The organism is Bradyrhizobium sp. JYMT SZCCT0180 (assembly GCF_018130165.1).
GTDB lineage: Bacteria > Pseudomonadota > Alphaproteobacteria > Rhizobiales > Xanthobacteraceae > Bradyrhizobium.
This window is the reverse complement of the sequence record NZ_JAFCLZ010000019.1, coordinates 175,023-191,405: the sequence shown is the minus strand read 5'-3', so window position 1 is coordinate 191,405 and position 16,383 is coordinate 175,023. Positions and strand designations below refer to the sequence as shown.

Below are 16,383 nucleotides of genomic sequence, written 5' to 3'. Positions count from 1 at the left end.
TCAGAGGGCTCAGGGGATGCCGGATGCGGGCTGCACCCGCGGTCTCGTGTGCGAATAGTGCAAACAATGCTGCACACGAGCATACAGGGCAGCGGAGAACACCCAGCCTTCCCTGCGCAATGGCTTTACGGCTTATAACGCGCTCTCCCCGGTGAGACGGCCTCTATTGCCACCGTCGCCCCTCGGAAGCGTTGGCTCCCGAAAGACTTGACGCCGTTACGGGCGCCAGGACCACACGCTTTCGGCGTACGCTTCAGCCGCGACCGTCCATCGCAACTGTTACGTCCACCGCAACCCGCCCCTCGTCGTGACGACGGCCGACGCCCCTCTTGATAGGACGGGATGGCGATAGATGCGCACTGATTTGGGCCGATTGGCAACAAGAATATTTTTGATTTTCGGAATCTTTTGACCTGACATGATTTCCGCAAAACAGAAGTGATTTGCCCGTCGGGTTGTTTTGTCGCAGGCGCTCTCACCGCATCGTCATTGCGAGCGCAGCGAAGCAATCCATTCCTCGGCTCGGCGCAATATGGATTGCTTCGCGGAGCCCGGCATCGGGCGCGCATTCGCGCGACCCGTTGGCTCGCAATGACGGGAGAGGACGCCGTCCAGATTAAGCTGTCATTCCGGGGCTCGCGAAGCGAGAGCTATGATGTGCAATTGCACATCAGAGAATCCATCGGGCGACAGCGTCTGCGGGCTAATGGATTCCGGGCTCGCGCTACGCGCGCCCCGGAATGACGTTATCCAATATCCCTCAACGCCGCTTCCACCACCTTGCGCTGCTCCGCCGTCAGCGCCGCCTGCGGCGGGACGGGGTCACCCACGGCGTAGCCCTGGATCTCCAGGCCGGCCTTGATGCAGGCGGCGAGGTTGAATCGCGCAAAAGCTTCGTTGATGCGCCACAGCTTGCGCTGCAGTGTCAGCGCCTCGTCCCAACGCTTCGTCTGGCATAGGTTATAGAGTTCGACGCTCTGGCGCGGGATGATGCAGGCCGGGCCGGCCATCCAGCCGAGGCCGCCGATCAGCATCACCGCCGCCGGAATGTGGGCCGAGGCCGAAAACACTTTAATGCTGTCGCCGCAGCGGTTCATGATCGAGAGCAGCCGGCCGGTATTGGTCGAGGCGTCCTTGATGTAGCCGATGCGCGGATGGGCGGCGAGGCGCTCGATCACGTCAAGCGTGAGGTCCGAACGCTGGAATTGCGGGTTGGTGTAGATCACGACGGGAATCTCGACCGCGTCCGCAATGGCGCGGAAATAGGATTCCACCTGCGCATCCGAGATCGGGAAATAGGCTTCGAGGATTGCGAGGATGCCGTCGGCGCCGAGCTTCTGATACGCCTTCGCCTGCGCCACCGCATCGGCCGTCGAGGTCGAGGCGACGCCGGCAATCACGGGCACGCGGCCCTTGGCGGCCTCGATCGTGGTCCGCACCACGGCGGTGCGCTGCGCCTGGTTGAGATAGGCGAACTCGCCGGTCGAGCCGAGCGGCGTCAGCCCGTGCACGCCTGATTTGATCAGATCATCGCAGAGACGCCCGAGCACGTCCGTGCGGATGCGGCCTTCGGGATCGATCGGTGAAACGAGGTAAGGAAAGACGCCGTGCAGATCAGCCATTGGGAGAAACGCCTTTAAACAGAAAGCCTCCCTCTCCCCTTGTGGGAGAGGGTGGCACGGACGCGAAGCGTTCGTGACGGGTGAGGGGTCTGTTTCCGCGGATAGAGACCCCTCATCCGGCGCGCTACGCGCGCCACCTTCTCCCACAAGGGGAGAAGGGAAGGAAGTGCCGGCTCAAACGAAACCGGGATGGAGCCGCCGTTCAGCCAGCCGTAAGCGCCATACCGTCGGTCGCGGGATCGGCACCACCTTCCATCCCCTGAGAAGAAATCTTGATACCGTGTACCCAACCGAATGTGTGGCTGAGTGCGGATCGTACCGTCTGATATCCGAGCTCATTCAGCGCGCGCTCGGCGGAGCGCGGGATCCGGTTCGAGAGATCGATGATATCGCTGGTAGCCGAAAAGCGGGGCGTTGAGACCGCCTCCAGCATCGACATTTCGAAATCGAGGACGTTCAGCGATACCTGGAGCACGCCCATGGCGATCTGGGTCGCACCAGGTGCTCCGATCACCAGGACGGGCTTGTCATCCCTGAAGACGATCGACGGGCAAATGGAGGAGAATCTTGCTTTTCCGGGCGCCAGCGATCCGGCGCGCCCGGGCCTGGGATCAAAGACCCCCATGCATCCATTGTACATGAAGCCTAGTCCATTGGTGATCACGCCAGATGGCAATCCAAGGGAATGGGTCATCGAGATGCAGTTGCCTTCGGCATCGCATATCGAAACCTGTGTCGTGTCCTTGCTCGGCAGGCCCGCATTGAGCCTTACCACGTTGACCTTGTCGCCACGCTTGATGCCTTCAGCGATTTCGGCGCAGTGCTCCTTCGAGATCAAACGATCGGTCGGAACGTCAACAAAGGAAGGGTCGCCGATAAAGAGGTCCTTGTCGCGGGTTGCGGCCTTCATAGCTTCGGCAACGACTCTGATGTATTCGACGCTGTTGTGACCTATGGACTTCAAATCGAAATTCTCGAGCGTGCGAAGCATCTCCAGCAGCATGATGCCGCCGCCGGGCGCCTGATTTGTCGTAACCTGAAGGTTTCGATAGGTGGCGGAGAGCGGCTTGTTCCTTTTGGTCTGCAGCTTCTCGAGATCAGCGCGGCGCAACAGACCGCCGTGGGCCCGCATGTCCGCGTCGATGGCATCGGCGATCTCGCCACGAAAGAATGCGTCGGGTCCGTCCTTCGCGATCACCCGCAGCACGTTTCCATAGTCACGATTGACGACGCGATCTCCCACCCGCTTCGGCGACCCATCCGCTCTGCAATAAAGCGCCTTGGCCGATGGGACGAATGAAATTCGATTGGCGTTGCTCACGCGGCCCATCGTTCCTTCTTCCGACCACCAGCTGTAGACATGCGGCCGGACGTTCCAGCCGCTTTCCGCGTAATCGATGGCCGGACCAAACAGCTCCGACCAGGGCAATTTGCCGAGATCGCGGTGCGCGTCGGCAAAGGCCCGGAGCGAGGAAGGCACGCAGATCGATTGATAACCGATGTCGTTCACGTTGCCTTTGAGAATGAAACCGTATCCGTCACGCGCTTCGCCCTCGATCAGATCCTGCCACATGTCAGGCCGTACGGCTGATGGCGCAGGGGCGTGGAAATCGTAGTAGGTATGCACCTTCTTCGACGGGAAATAGGCAGCCAGACTTCCGAAACCGGCAATGCCGCACATCATGGGGTCGACGACTGTCTGAACCAGCGCTGCCGCGATGGCAGCATCGATCGCATTGCCGCCGGCGACGAGGATGTCCCTGCCCGCCTCTGTGGCCTCGGGTTGCGGAGTTACCACCATGCCCTTGTGCGTCACGTTCTTCTCTCCCTGGCGCCGTGAGTTGACATCCGGTCGCTGCAAGCGAGCGAAGCAGCTAGGAATTCTTTTGGCAACAGATGGATCGGCATGGGCCTCTGTGAGCGGAGACGCCAACAAGCGGTTCCCCTTCAAATCTCCTTCCACCAGCGCCAGGTCGCGGCCATGGCCAGCAAGCCAAGAACGCCGGTCACCGCCGTGGCGTTGTGCGAGCCGATGCGGTCCGCGAGCCATCCCAACCACAGGAAGCCGATCGGACCGGTGCCGATGCAGACGGTCAGGACGCCCAGTATGCGCGAGCGCATTTCCGCCGGCGCGGCGAGATAGACCAATGTCGCCTGCATCGTCGCAAATCCGGCGCCACCTAGCCCGGTCAGCAGCAATGCCGCGCCTGCCAGCGCCGGGCTTTGCACCAGCGCGAATATCACCACCATGATCAGGTAACTGATGACGCCACAAAGATAGGCCCGGCCGTACCATCTCGGCGTCAGCCACAACGCCAGCAGAAGCGCGCCGACGAAAGCACCGATCCCGTCCAGGCTGGCCAGCAGGCCGACGCCCTCCGGTCCCAAATGCAGACGGTCGCGCCCGATGACGGGGATCATGCTCGTAAAGGGCCAGGCGAAGATATTGTAGACCACGGTCACAACCAGCACGCCGATCAGCCGCTTGTCGGTGCGCACCAAGGCGAGCCCTTCGGCGATCTGCGCCAGCACGGCGCCGGAGCCTGCGGTGCGCGGAATGCGCGAGCGGATGGTCAGAACCGCCCAGAGCGCGGTGCAATACATCAGCACGCTCAGGATAAAAGCGCCTTGAATGCCGGTCCAGGCAAGCAGGAATCCGCCGAGAGCGGGGCCGATCATCCTGGTTGCATTGCTGGCGCCGACGTCCAGCGACATCGCGGTGCCCATCCGTTCGCGGCCCACGACTTCACCGATCATCACGCGGCGCACCGGGTTGTCGGTGCACCAGCCGCACCCGTTGATGAAGCTGGCGAGCGCGAGATGCCAGATCTCGAGCTGTCCGGTCCAGTCGAGGACTGCGAGGATTGCCGAGGTGCCGATCATCAGCAGCATGACGATGAGAAGAACCCGGCCGCGGTCAAAGCGCTCCGCAAGCGCGCCGAGAAACACCCCGAAGAGTCCCATCGGAAGCACGCGGAGCATAGTCATCATCGAGACCAGAAACGCCGAATCGGTGCGCTGGTAGACGACAATCCCGACGGCTACGGTTTCCAGCCAGCGCACGATGGCGACGATCAGGCCGACATACCACAAACGCCAGAAGTCCGGCGTGCTGGCTCCGATCATCCGCCGGAACGGCGAGTTGCTCACGCGATCGCTTCCTCCCCGGAGGACGACTTGCCCCCTTACGTTTGCATTACTGGAAGCTCGGGGGACAGAACAGGCCTTTTCAGCCAGATCATGGCGTCATGAGCATCTCGCATGCTCCCGACGTCCATCGCGTGCTTGCTGCAGTGCAGGTGTGGAGGGAGCGAGCGGCCGAACGATTCAAGGAGCTGTTACTTCCACCCATCCAGCTTGTAGGAGGCCTGGATGAATCCGCCGTAGCGTTCCGCGCGGACCGGCAGCGTCTGGCAGGGGCAGTCGGTGCCGAAGATGTTGGTGGATGCGCCGGGGGCCCACATCGCCCAGTAGCGGCCGCCCGCACCGACGCTGAAGTTTTTGCCGATCGCGTAAGACAGGATGGCCTCGAGCTGCATGCCGTGGCCGGCGCCCGCCTCCGGGGAAACGGTGTTGGCCACGTCGGTCCGCAGCACGTGGTTGTCGACGCCGGTGAAATTCACGAACGGCAGATAGGCGGCTTCGGCGGTCAGCGTCAAACCGTCCATGAGCTTGACGGCGCCGGTCGCACCGACCCGGAGCGAATTCCACTTGTTGTTTTCGGTGATGGCGAGCGTGGAGTTCGGTATCGAGGGAACGCAGGCGGAATAGGGATTGGCGATCTGGACGCAGCCAAAGGCCGATTTGTCCTCGCGGTAGTAATTGTAGCCGATGAAGCCGCCCACATTGGCGCTGGGTCCGCGAAACAACGAATAGCCGACGTCGATCGTGGCGTAGCCGATGTCGCCGCTCACGGTCGAGAGCGTGTTCGAATAGGGCACCGTTCCATTGAAGATCAGCCAATCCTCGTCGTGCATCTTGCCCGACACGATCTTTCCGCCACCGACAAAACCCTTGAGGAAGAAGTTCTGCGAAGTGTCGAGGCGGCCGAACACCTCGCCCGATGCCGCCGTGGTGTCGTAGGTGAGCCGCGAGACCAGCACGTTCTGCAGCGATGGATTGGCGGTGGCGCCGAGATCTTTCTGGAAGCGGCCGGATGAGTACCAGGTGCGCCCGCCGATTTCGACTTCGATGGCGGGGATGACGCCCGCATCGGTGGCGCCTCTCAGGCGGTATTCCGATTCCGTCGGCTGAAACCTCGCATCGCCGTCAACGCCGAACTTGTAGTTCAGGCCCATCTTGACGGTTTGCAGGTCCTGGCTGACCGCGGTCGTGCCGCCCGCGGTGCGAAGATAGCCGTTGTTGAACGGCGGCAGAACCTGGACGAAGCTTTCCGGCGTGGCGACGTTGACGGCGCCGAAACGCGCGTAGTCATATTCCAGCCTGAACGACCAGGCCGGCGTGATCGCCCGTTCCACGCCGGCACCGGCGGTCCATCCCCATCGCGTGCCGTCGAAGACCGTCGAGGGAAAAATCAGCGGATTGGACGTGATGTCGATCTTCTCCTGCAACCAGGCGCCGCCGCCCTTGGCATAGAGCAACGTGCGCCCCTGGGCGCCCGCGGCCCAGCCGACGCGGCCGGTCAGGCTGCCGCCGAGACCCTGACGAACCCTGCAGTTCGCGGAGATAAAGAAGCCTGACGATGCCAGGCAGGTTGCGCTGCCGTCGGCGATAAAGCCGGAGACATCGCCCTCGACGCCGAGAACAAAATTCGAGTTTGGAATTTGCCAGTTGTAACCGGCCTGCCCGCCGCCAAGGAACGAAGGGCTTCGGACGGCTCCGCCATAAATCGGCGGGCCTGCCGGATCGGAAAACTGCGCATTGGCGGAGCCGGCGCCGAGATGCGCGCCGGCATAAAAGCCGGTCCAGGACCACGCCGCGGCATAGGCCGGAATGACATCAGGCATGTCTGCCGCCCTGGCGGGATTGGCGCCCGGGAGACTGGCGCCCAACAGCAGACCAAGAAGCGCAACTGAGATTGTCTTCATCGACTCAACCCAAACTGTTACCGGCTACAGCCGGCAACCAAGGTCGGTCGAAATACTTAAAAAACCATAAGCGTTGACGATTGGGTAACCCTAATATTTCGTTTCATTTTGTATCTCGTCATGCCCGGCCTTGCCGCCTTCGCTAAAGCTTCGGCGGGCCAACCGCTCGTGGCCCCGTCGAAGCCCTGGCGGAGACGGGTGCCGGGCATCCACGTCTTCAGTCTGAAAGCAAGGAAGGCGTGGATGGCCGGGACATAGGCGAGCGGAAGCGACGCCGTCCTTCAGACGGCTATGCCCGGCCATGACGGAAATGAGACCGCGCTTTATCAGAACGCCTTGGCGATCGCGGCCTTGGCATCATCCTGAATCTTGCCGAGATGATCCTTGTCGCGGAAACTTTCGGCGTAGATCTTGTAGACGTCTTCGGTGCCGGACGGCCGTGCCGCGAACCAGCCCTGAGCGGTCTCGACCTTGATGCCGCCGAACGGCTGATCGTTGCCGGGCGCCTTGGTCCGGATCGCCGTCACCGGCTCGCCGGCCATTTCCTTCATGCCGAGTTGATCCGGCCCGAGCGCTTTCAGCGCGTTCTTCTGCTTCGGCGTCGCCGGCACGTCGATCCGCGCGTAGACGGGCGTGCCGAGTTCGGCGGTCAATCCGGCAAACAACTCGCTGGGATTGCGGCCGGTCTTGGCGAGGATTTCGGCTGCGAGCAGCCCCATCACGACGCCGTCCTTGTCGGTGGTCCAAACTGATCCATCGCGTTTGAGGAACGAGGCGCCGGCGCTTTCCTCGCCGGCAAAGCCGAATGCGCCGCTGCCGAGGCCGTCGACGAACCATTTGAATCCGACGGGGGTCTCGACCAGCTTGCGGTTCAGCTTCTTCGCGACGCGGTCGATGATCGAACTGGAAACGATGGTCTTGCCGATCGCGGCATCCCTGCCCCATTGCGGCCGGTGCTCGAACAGATAGGCGATCGCAGCGGCGAGGAAATGGTTCGGGTTCATCAGGCCGCCGGTACGCGTCACGATGCCGTGGCGATCGGCATCGGTATCGTTGGCGAAGGCGACGTCGAACCTGTCGCGCATCTGGATCAGGCTCGCCATCGCGTAAGGCGACGAGCAATCCATCCGGATCTTGCCGTCCCAGTCCGCGGTCATGAAACGGAACGTGGGATCGACGATTTCGTTCACAACAGTGGCGTTGATGCCGTAGTGCTCGATGAGCGGCTGCCAGTAATGCACGGCGGCGCCGCCGAGCGGATCGATGCCGATCTTCACGCCGGATGATTTGATCAGCGCCATGTCCACGGCGTTGCCGAGGTCGGCGACATAGGGGCGGATATAATCATGCAGATGCGTCGTCGGCGCCTTGCGGGCGCGCTCATACGGCATACGCGCCACGCCCTTCATGTCCGCCGCCATAAAGGCGTTCGCGGCTTTTTCCACCCTGGCCGTGACATCGGTATCGGCCGGACCGCCATGCGGCGGGTTGTACTTGTAGCCGCCGTCCTCGGGTGGATTATGCGACGGCGTGATGACGACGCCATCGGCAAGGCCGCTTGTCCGGCCCTTGTTGTAGCTCAGGATCGCGTGCGAGATGACCGGCGTCGGCGTGTAGCCGCCGCGATCGTCGATCATGATATCGACGCCGTTGGCGGCAAACACTTCCACCGCGCTCACCAGCGCCGATTCCGCCAGCGCGTGGGTGTCGATGCCGATGAACAGCGGACCGGTCAGCCCGGTTTCGCGGCGGTAATCGCAGATCGCCTGCGTCGTCGCCAGAATGTGGTTTTCGTTGAAGGAGTTTTTCAGCGACGTGCCGCGATGACCCGAGGTGCCGAAGGCAACGCGCTGCGCGGGATCGGCCGGATCGGGCTTTCCGGCGAAATAGGCCGTCACCAGGCGCGGAACATTGACGAGATCAGCGGAACCGACCGGTTTGCCCGCGGCAGGATTGGTTGCAGTCACATGGCCTCTCAGGAAGGAGTGTGTCTGCGGACATATACGCGAAAGGACGGCAGCGACAAAGGCGCTTTCGGCCGCTCACCCTGCCGGAAATGCAAGCAGGGCCGCCATGACGATGCCTTGATCGTCACAGCCGCGGAATATTCGCCGTCTTGATCACGTCAGCCCACTTCACGATTTGCGACTGAATCAGCGCGCGCATCTCCTCCGGCGTGCTGCCCTGCACGTCGCCGCCGATCGCGGTCTCCAGCGCCGCCCTGGTTTCGGGATCAGCGAGGGTTTCCAGAACGGCCTTGTTAAGGCGCTTGACGATCGCCGGCGGTGTGCCCTTCGGCGCCAGCAGCCCGGCCCAGGTGCGCACATCAAATCCCTTGACGCCGGATTCATCGGCCGTGGGAACATTCGGCAAGAGCTTGCTGCGCCCGGGTGATGTGACGGCGAGCCCGCGAATGGCCCCGCTCTCGATCTGCGGCGCCAACAGCACCGGCGTTCCCACGATCATTGGAATCTCGCCGCCGAGCAGCGCGGTGACGGTAAGCGAATCGCCGCGATAGGGAACGTGCACCATCTTGATGCCGGCCGTGGTTTCCAGAAGCGCGCCGGCCAGATGATGGGTGCTGCCAAATCCAACGGAAGCATAATTGAGCTCGCCGGGTTTTGCTCTCGCGAGCGCGATCAATTCGCCAAGTGATTTGGCCTCGTAATCGGCGCGAACCGCGATCACGAGCGCGTAGTAGACGGCGGTCGAGATCATCTCAAAGCTCTCGACGGAATCGTAAGGCAGCGACTTGTAGAGTGCCGGCGATATGGCGTGGGCGCCGGTGACGAGCCCGATCGTGTAGCCGTCGGGCTCAGCCTTGGCGATCTGGGCCGCGGCGAGATTGCCGCCCGAACCCGGCTTGGCCTCGATCACGATCGGCTGGCCCAGCCGTTTGGAGAGCCCGTTCGCCAGGATGCGCGACAGCGTGTCGGCGGCGCCGCCGGCGGCGAAACCGTGGAGAAGCCGGATCGGCCGGGTCGGATAATCCTGCGCGGAGGCCGCGCTAATTGATCCCGCGATCGTGGCGATCAACAGCATAGCGAACAGTCGCCCGAACGAATGACGACGAACTGAACTGCGCGCTGATCCCGGCATTTTCGTCTCTCCCCGTATCGATCACTGTGTTCTTGTTGGCCGTGAAAGTTCCGCGCGCTTATTTCCCGCCGCGCATCTTCGGCGAAAACTCCGCCGCCTCAGGCGACGGGCCGACGCCCCAGATGTCGCGCGGCAATCCGATCCAGGTCTTCGGCCGCTGCGGCCGGTCGCGATGCCAGGGACGCGGTTCGAAATAGCCGAGTTCCTCGTCGGCCATGCGGTCCATGTCGTAGAACAGCTCGATCAGATAGCCGTCGGGATCGCGATGATAGGTCGCGATGTTGTGGCCGGGGCCGTGCCGCACCGGTCCCCACAACAGCGGGATCTTTCGGCGCCCGAGCAGGTCGCAAGCCTGCTGCATGTGCGATGCATCGCGCAGTTCGAACGCCATGTGATGCAGCCGCGCGTCAGTGCCGCGCGCGAAGTTAATCGCATGATGCTCGAAGCCGCAGCGCATGAAGACGAAGTTCTCCTCGATCCGGTCCGAATCGCGGAAACCCAGAACGTCGGCATAGAATTTTGCGGTCCGGTCCGGATCGGGCGCGTACAGCGCCATGTGGCCGAGCTTGTTCACGACAATGCCCCGCGCCTGTTCGCTCGGCGCGGTGAATTGCCACTGCGTGAACAGCTCGATCTGCCGGCCGTCGACGTCTGAGAAAACCAGCGTCCGCGGTATTCCCGGCACGGGATCGGAGCGGAGTTCGGATTTGATGCCGAGATCGCTGAGCTGCTTGCCGACGTCCCCGAGTTCGACATTGGGAGCGATCTCGAACGCCATGGCCTTGCAGGATGACGCCGTATCCTGCTCCAGAACCAGCGTCAGTTCACCGGCTTCGGAGGCGAACAGCGCGCGATCGGCCCGCCGTTCGACGACGCCGAGACCGATGATCCCCTGATAATATTCGATCTGCTGTTCGATATCGGCGGTCGCGAACGTCGCGTGCCTGATGCGTTTGACCTTTATCATCGTAACCATCCCCGTCAGTCGCGCGTCATGATGATCTTGCCGAGCGCCTTGCCCGAATCCAGCAGCTCGTGCGCCTGCCGCACTTCGGACAGCTTGAAGCGCGCGAAAACCGCCGGCTTGATGCTGCCGTCAGCCAGATGGCCGATCATGCGCTTCATGATGGCGCGGCGGCCTTCGCGGTCGTGGTCGTAGATGTGAAACGAGAAACAGCGGATCGCGGGGCAGACGTCGAGATGCTTGCGCATCTCCTCCATCATGTTCTGCGTCGGCAGGCCGTCGAACGCGTTGTAGGAAACCACCGTTCCCCACTTGGCCAGTGCGCGCAGATGACTGAAGAAATCAGGACCGCCGACGTGATCGAGCACCAGATCGACGCCGCGCCCGCCGGTCAGTTCACGCACGCGCGCGACGACGTCTTCGCCGCGATAGTAGATGATGCCGTCGGCGCCCATGGCGCTGGCGAAGACCGCCTTCTCCTCCGAGCTGACGGTGCCGATCACGGTCATGCCCGCCAGCTTCGCCAGTTGCACCAGCGATGAGCCGACGCCGCCGGCCGCGCCGATGACGAGCACCGATTTCGGCGGACGCGCCGATCCGCATTCATTCAACAGCGCCCACGCCACCTGGTAGTTGGCAAGGCAAACCGCGGTTTCGAGATCAACCTGCTCGGGCAGCAGATGGACGGCATCCGCCGGGGCTGCGACCATCTCGGCGTAGCAGCCACCGCGCTGCGCCAGATCGCGGGCGCTTAGCAGCACCTTGTGTCCGACCTTGATATCGCGGACGGCGCTGCCGACGGCCTCGATCCGGCCCGCCACGTCGTTGCCGGGGTTGGCCGGCAACGGCGGCATCCATTTGTAGACGCCGCTGCGGATCAGCTTGTCCGGCTGCCCGACCCCGAAGGTTTCGGCCCGGATCAGCACATCGGTTTCGCCGGGCACAGGCATCGGGACGTCCTGATATTCCAGGGCGTCCGGCCCTCCCGGGCGATGTACCAAGACAGCCTTCATGCGCGCTCCCATCGCCCCCAGAACCAGATTTTCGAAAATACTACCGCTTACGAAAATTATTGCAACAGCATTCTCGCCTCGATAGACTCGAAGGCGATCGGAGAGCGATTCCAATATGAACGTGACGGCCTTCAAGCGCCGAAAGGAATTCGGCAAGACGCTGGCGTCCGACATCGCGCACCGGATGCGCAACGAGATCGTGACCTGCCGGCTCAAGCCCGGCGAGGTGCTGAAATTCGATACGCTGCGGCTGGCCTATGGCGCGAGCTTCACGACACTGCGCGAGGCGCTGACGTGTCTTGCCGCCGAGGGGCTGGTGGTGGCCGAGGAGCAGCGCGGCTTCAAGGTGGCGCCGATCAGCCTTTCGGATCTGATCGACCTGACGCGCGCCCGCATCCTGATCGAGGTCGATTTGATCCGCCGCTCGATCGAAAATGGCGATGATGACTGGGAAATCGCGGTTATTTCGTCGATTCACCGGCTTGGAATCATCGAGGGGCGCGAGATCGAGGACTACGCCGACAATCCGGAATGGAAGGCGGCGCATCGGGAGTTTCACGAATCCCTGGTCGCGGCATGCGGCTCGCCAACCCTGCTTGGCATCCGGCAATCACTGTTCGAACGCGCCGAGCGCTATCGCAATATCTCGGCAAGGTTCCGGCCACGTCCGCGCGACAAGGCCGGCGAGCACCGTGCGCTGATGAAGGCCGCCGTCGGCCGCGATGCCGACCGCGCCTGCGAGCTGATCGCAAAACACATCCAGAGCACCACCGACAACGTCATCAAACACGCTTCGGAATTGTTCAGCCAGAATTGAACCCGATCGGGCCTCGGCGACCGCGCGGAAATGCGCGCTCCCGAGCCGAAACTGAATTCCGCTTGTTTAATTTTCGAAAATAGTGTCTTTTACGGAAATCTTAAATCAGAGTCCGAGGATCGCGTTCATGAAGCTCATCTCTTTCCTGCGGCAGCAGACCGAAACCTGGGGCGCCGTGCGCGGCGACGAGGTCATCGACCTCGGCAAGGTGCTCGGCGGGACGCTGGCGGATTTCATCGGCAGCGCGAAATTCGCCGAGCGGGAGCAGATCGCCGCCGCCCACAAGCCGGACCTAAAACTGAGCGAGATCAATTTTCTGCCTGTGATCCCGCGGCCGGAAAAGATCGTCTGTGCCGTGCGCAACTACCTCGATCACCACAACGAGGCGGTCGCATTCGGCATGAAGCGCGAGATCACCGAGTTTCCGCCGATCTTCCTGCGGGTGTGGCGCTCGCAGGTCGCGCACAACGCACCGGTGATCCGGCCAAAAGTCTCCGACAATCTGGACTGGGAGGGCGAGCTCGCCGTCGTGATCGGCAAGGGCGGCCGCCACATCAGCCAGGCCGATGCCTGGAGCCATGTCGCCGGTTATTCGATCTACAACGACGTCAGCGTCCGCGACTGGCAACGGCATGCGCAGCAGATCGCGTCCGGCAAGAATTTCGTCGGCACCGGCCCGTTCGGCCCATGGCTGGTGACGCCTGAAGAAGTCAGCGATCCAACCAATCTGAAGCTCGAAACCCGCGTTAATGGCGAGACGGTGCAGTCGAGCAACACGTCAATGCTGATCTTCTCGATCCCGCGGCTGATCGAATATTCGTCGACCATTTTCGACCTCGTGCCGGGCGACGTCATCGCGACAGGCACGCCGGCCGGCGTCGGCTTCACGCGTAAGCCGCCGATTTTCCTCAAGCCCGGCGACGTCGTCGAGGTCGAGATCGAACAGATCGGCGTGCTCCGCAATCCCGTCATCGACGAGTGAACCGATGACGCCATCTGCCGTCGCCTATGAAATCCGCAAGACCTCGCTGAGCGTCGAGACAATCTGGCACGAGCGTGGGCCGCGGCTGGCAATGCCGCTGCTCGTCGGCACGGCGATCGCGGTGATCCGCAATCCCTTTGCCGGGCGCTACGAACCGGACCTGTTGCCGTTCCAGGCGTCACTCCGCGAACTCGGCCGCGAGCTCGCAACGGGACTGATCGCACAGCTCGGCGGCGGCGCCATGATCGAGGCCTATGGAAAGGGCATCGTCGTCGGCGAGGACGGCGAGCTGGAGCATGGCGCAGTGTGGCACGAGGCCGGCGGCCAGGGCATGCGCGAGGTGCTCGGCCAGCCCAAGGCCATCGTTCCCGCGGCAAAAACGATCGGCGGCCCGGGCACCCGCCTGATGGTTCCGCTCGGCCACATCCACGCCGCCTATGTGCGCAGCCACTTCGCCACCGCCGAGATGACAATGTGGGACGCGCCACGCCGCGACGAAATTGCGTTCGGCCTCGTCATGGCAACCGGCGGCCGGCCGCACGCCCGCATCGGCGGATTGTCGGCCGATGCGATTTCAGTCCATGACGGCCAGCGCTGACTTGCTGTCTGGCTGTTCGCTCAGCCGCCCTGCAGGCCTGTCTCCTTGATCAGCGGACCCCATTTGAGCCGCTCCCGTTTTTCGAACTGGGTCAGCTCGGCGGGCGTTCCGCCGCCGGGATCAAATCCGAGTTCCAGCAGGCGCTTCTTCGTTTCCGGCTCGGCAAGCGCCTTGGCCAGTTCCTTGTTCAGGAGATCGACGATCGGCTGCGGCGTGTCGCGCGGGGCGTAGAACGCATTCCAGGCGGTCACCTCGAAGTCGGCTACACCCTGCTCGGCGATGGATTTCACACCCGGCATCAGCTCGGTCGATTTCAGCGAGGTGATCCCGAGCGCCTTCAGCTTGCCGCCGGCGACATGGCCACGCAGCGCCGTCACCGTGTCGATGATCAGCGGCACCTGGCCGCCGAGGACGTCGGTCGTCGCCGTCGCCGATCCCTTGTAGGGCACGGAGAACAAGGACGCCCCGCTCCGCCCCTTCAGGAACTCGAAGACGATGCGGGCCGTCGTGCTCGGTAGCGCGATGTCGACCTTGTCGGGCGTCGCCTTCGCCGTGGCAATCAGGTCGGCCAGCGAATTTCCTGAAAACGACGGGTTGGCCGCGAGCACCATGGGCAGCTTGCCCACCAGGATGATCGGCGCAAAATCCCTGGCCGGATCGAATCCCGGCGATGCGTACATGAACTCGTTCATGCTCTGGGTGGCGTTGGTGCCCATCATCAGCGTGTATCCGTCGGCGTCCGAACGCGCCGCCTGCTCGGCGCCAATGTTGCCGCCGGCGCCCGGCTTGTTCTCGACATAGAACCGCTGGCCCATCGTCCGCGACAATTGCTCGGCGAAATATCGCGCCACCACGTCGGTGCCCTGGCCCGCCTGGTACGGCACGATGATCCGCACCGGCCTCGACGGATAGGACTGCGCAACCGCCGCGCAACTCCATAGCAAAGCCAGCAATCCCGCGGCCCATTTTGCAGATCTCAGCATGACGGTTTCCTCTCGTGATGTTTTAATTTTTGTTATGAACTCTTCTTGTCGTTGGGTGAGACGATGCCGGTCTCGATCAGGCCGTCGATATCAGCCCGATCGAAGCCGGCTTCCGCCAGTATGTCGTGGACATGTTCGCCGAAGCGCGGCGGCCGCCGCCCCGCGCCGCCGGGCGTCTGCGCAAGTTTTACCGGAAGGCCGGGCGCGCGGTGGCCTTCGCTTTCGACCAGCATGTCACGGTGCGCCACATGGGGCTGCGCGAATGCCTGCGCCACATTGTTGACCGGCCCTGCCGGTACGCCCGCGCGCATCAAATCGCGGCAGAGATCGTCGGACTTGAAGCCGGCCAGCGTGCGCTCGAGTTCCGCGCGGAGTGCGGCGACATGAGTCAGCCGGTCGGCATTGGTCCGGAAACGCGGATCGTCGAGCAGATCCTCGCGCGCCACCTTCTGGCAGAAACGGCGGAACTGGCCGTCATTGAGGATGCCCAGAAAAATCTCGCCGTCGCTGGCTGCAAATTTGTCGTAAGGCGCGATGTTGGGATGGGCGCTGCCGAGCCGGCCGGGGACGACGTCCGAGCAGAGCCAGTTGGCTGCGTGCGGGACCAGCAGATTGAGCGCGGTGTCGAACAGCGTCACCTCGACGCGCTGCCCCATCCCGGTGCGCTCGCGCGCCGCCAGCGCCAGCAGGACGCCGGTGAGCGCATTGTATCCGGTGACGTAATCGACAATGGGAACGCCGACGCGGGTGGCGCCGGATTGCTGCGTGCCGTTGATGCTCATCAGCCCGCACATCGCCTGCAGCACGGCGTCATAGCCGGGCAGCCCGCCGAGCGGCCCATCGGCGCCGAAGCCGGAGATGGCGCAATACACCAGGCGCGGAAAGCGCGTGGACAGAACCTCGTAACCGATACCCCAGCGCTCCATGGTGCCGGGCAGGAAATTCTCCACCAGCACGTCCGCATCTCTGAGCAGGGCTTCGAGCACAGCGCGCCCTTCCTCGCGCGAAAGGTCGAGCGCCATGCCGCGCTTGCCGCGGTTGACGGCGCTGAAATACGCCGCCTGCCCGGCCGCATCGAACGGCGGTCCGAGACCACGGGTCTCGTCCCCCGCCGGCGGCTCGATCTTGACGACATCGGCGCCATGATCGGCCAGCATCTGCGTGCACAGCGGCCCGGCGAGCACGCGCGACAGATCGACGACCTTGAGGCCGGTCATCGCTCCGCGCGTGAGCTCGTTTGCGGGCATGGTCAATTGA

At 63.2% G+C, this 16,383-nt stretch carries 13 protein-coding genes; 3 read left to right on the top strand and 10 right to left on the bottom strand.

Features of this window, described 5'->3' with window-relative positions; translation table 11 throughout:
- Positions 1-746: 746 nt before the first annotated feature.
- From JQ641_RS26825 to JQ641_RS26790, 8 genes are all read right to left on the bottom strand, one after another.
- Positions 747-1,622: a dihydrodipicolinate synthase family protein gene (locus JQ641_RS26825; RefSeq protein WP_211998871.1), complete on the bottom strand. Its 876-nt coding sequence runs from the start codon at positions 1,620-1,622 to the stop codon at positions 747-749.
- A 202-nt stretch (positions 1,623-1,824) separates the two neighbouring features.
- Positions 1,825-3,585: a gamma-glutamyltransferase family protein gene (locus JQ641_RS26820; protein WP_349628625.1), complete on the bottom strand. Its 1,761-nt coding sequence runs from the start codon at positions 3,583-3,585 to the stop codon at positions 1,825-1,827.
- Positions 3,570-4,772, bottom strand: coding sequence for an MFS transporter (locus JQ641_RS26815; RefSeq protein ID WP_211998870.1), 1,203 nt, complete (start codon positions 4,770-4,772; stop codon positions 3,570-3,572). Before JQ641_RS26815 ends, JQ641_RS26820 begins: the two co-directional genes overlap by 16 nt.
- Positions 4,773-4,960: 188 nt before the next feature.
- Positions 4,961-6,670, bottom strand: a complete 1,710-nt coding sequence (locus tag JQ641_RS26810; protein ID WP_211998869.1) for an outer membrane beta-barrel protein — start codon at positions 6,668-6,670, stop codon at positions 4,961-4,963.
- A 326-nt stretch (positions 6,671-6,996) separates the two neighbouring features.
- The gene (gene pgm, locus JQ641_RS26805) at positions 6,997-8,637 is read right to left on the bottom strand and encodes a phosphoglucomutase (alpha-D-glucose-1,6-bisphosphate-dependent) (protein ID WP_211998868.1); all 1,641 of its coding nucleotides are present in this window, start codon (positions 8,635-8,637) and stop codon (positions 6,997-6,999) included.
- A 124-nt stretch (positions 8,638-8,761) separates the two neighbouring features.
- Positions 8,762-9,769, bottom strand: coding sequence for a Bug family tripartite tricarboxylate transporter substrate binding protein (locus tag JQ641_RS26800; protein WP_249150722.1), 1,008 nt, complete (start codon positions 9,767-9,769; stop codon positions 8,762-8,764).
- A 58-nt stretch (positions 9,770-9,827) separates the two neighbouring features.
- The gene (locus JQ641_RS26795) at positions 9,828-10,736 is read right to left on the bottom strand and encodes a VOC family protein (protein WP_249150720.1); all 909 of its coding nucleotides are present in this window, start codon (positions 10,734-10,736) and stop codon (positions 9,828-9,830) included.
- A 14-nt stretch (positions 10,737-10,750) separates the two neighbouring features.
- Positions 10,751-11,746 (bottom strand): zinc-dependent alcohol dehydrogenase family protein, encoded by a 996-nt coding sequence (locus JQ641_RS26790; RefSeq protein ID WP_211998866.1) that lies wholly within the window; start codon positions 11,744-11,746, stop codon positions 10,751-10,753.
- Between the two features lie 115 nt (positions 11,747-11,861).
- Here JQ641_RS26790 and JQ641_RS26785 point away from each other — a divergent pair, with 115 nt between their 5' ends.
- The 3 genes from JQ641_RS26785 to JQ641_RS26775 all read left to right on the top strand — a co-directional run bounded on the left by JQ641_RS26785 (position 11,862) and on the right by JQ641_RS26775 (position 14,143).
- Positions 11,862-12,563 (top strand): GntR family transcriptional regulator, encoded by a 702-nt coding sequence (locus tag JQ641_RS26785; RefSeq protein WP_211998865.1) that lies wholly within the window; start codon positions 11,862-11,864, stop codon positions 12,561-12,563.
- Positions 12,564-12,690: 127 nt separating this feature from the next.
- The gene (locus JQ641_RS26780) at positions 12,691-13,545 is read left to right on the top strand and encodes a fumarylacetoacetate hydrolase family protein (RefSeq protein WP_211998864.1); all 855 of its coding nucleotides are present in this window, start codon (positions 12,691-12,693) and stop codon (positions 13,543-13,545) included.
- Positions 13,546-13,549: 4 nt separating this feature from the next.
- A complete protein-coding gene (locus tag JQ641_RS26775) occupies positions 13,550-14,143 on the top strand; it encodes an amino acid synthesis family protein (RefSeq protein ID WP_211998863.1) in 594 nt (197 codons plus the stop codon).
- A 20-nt stretch (positions 14,144-14,163) separates the two neighbouring features.
- Here JQ641_RS26775 and JQ641_RS26770 read toward each other — a convergent pair whose 3' ends face one another.
- Positions 14,164-15,126 (bottom strand): Bug family tripartite tricarboxylate transporter substrate binding protein, encoded by a 963-nt coding sequence (locus JQ641_RS26770; protein ID WP_211998862.1) that lies wholly within the window; start codon positions 15,124-15,126, stop codon positions 14,164-14,166.
- A gap of 32 nt (positions 15,127-15,158) precedes the next feature.
- On the bottom strand, positions 15,159-16,373 hold the full coding sequence (locus tag JQ641_RS26765; protein ID WP_211998886.1) for a CaiB/BaiF CoA transferase family protein: 1,215 nt from the start codon (positions 16,371-16,373) through the stop codon (positions 15,159-15,161).
- Between the last annotated feature and the right edge of the window lie 10 nt (positions 16,374-16,383).

Bases quoted from the DNA above. Each gene is read 5' to 3' on its own strand.
- JQ641_RS26765 (WP_211998886.1), bottom strand. From the start codon at position 16,373: ATGCCCGCAAACGAGCTCACGCGCGGAGCGATGACCGGCCTCAAGGTC.
- JQ641_RS26790 (WP_211998866.1), bottom strand. From the start codon at position 11,746: ATGAAGGCTGTCTTGGTACATCGCCCGGGAGGGCCGGACGCCCTGGAA.
- JQ641_RS26810 (WP_211998869.1), bottom strand. From the start codon at position 6,670: ATGAAGACAATCTCAGTTGCGCTTCTTGGTCTGCTGTTGGGCGCCAGT.
- JQ641_RS26780 (WP_211998864.1), top strand. From the start codon at position 12,691: ATGAAGCTCATCTCTTTCCTGCGGCAGCAGACCGAAACCTGGGGCGCC.
- JQ641_RS26785 (WP_211998865.1), top strand. From the start codon at position 11,862: ATGAACGTGACGGCCTTCAAGCGCCGAAAGGAATTCGGCAAGACGCTG.
- JQ641_RS26770 (WP_211998862.1), bottom strand. From the start codon at position 15,126: ATGCTGAGATCTGCAAAATGGGCCGCGGGATTGCTGGCTTTGCTATGG.
- JQ641_RS26775 (WP_211998863.1), top strand. From the start codon at position 13,550: ATGACGCCATCTGCCGTCGCCTATGAAATCCGCAAGACCTCGCTGAGC.
- JQ641_RS26795 (WP_249150720.1), bottom strand. From the start codon at position 10,736: ATGATAAAGGTCAAACGCATCAGGCACGCGACGTTCGCGACCGCCGAT.
- JQ641_RS26800 (WP_249150722.1), bottom strand. From the start codon at position 9,769: ATGCCGGGATCAGCGCGCAGTTCAGTTCGTCGTCATTCGTTCGGGCGA.
- JQ641_RS26825 (WP_211998871.1), bottom strand. From the start codon at position 1,622: ATGGCTGATCTGCACGGCGTCTTTCCTTACCTCGTTTCACCGATCGAT.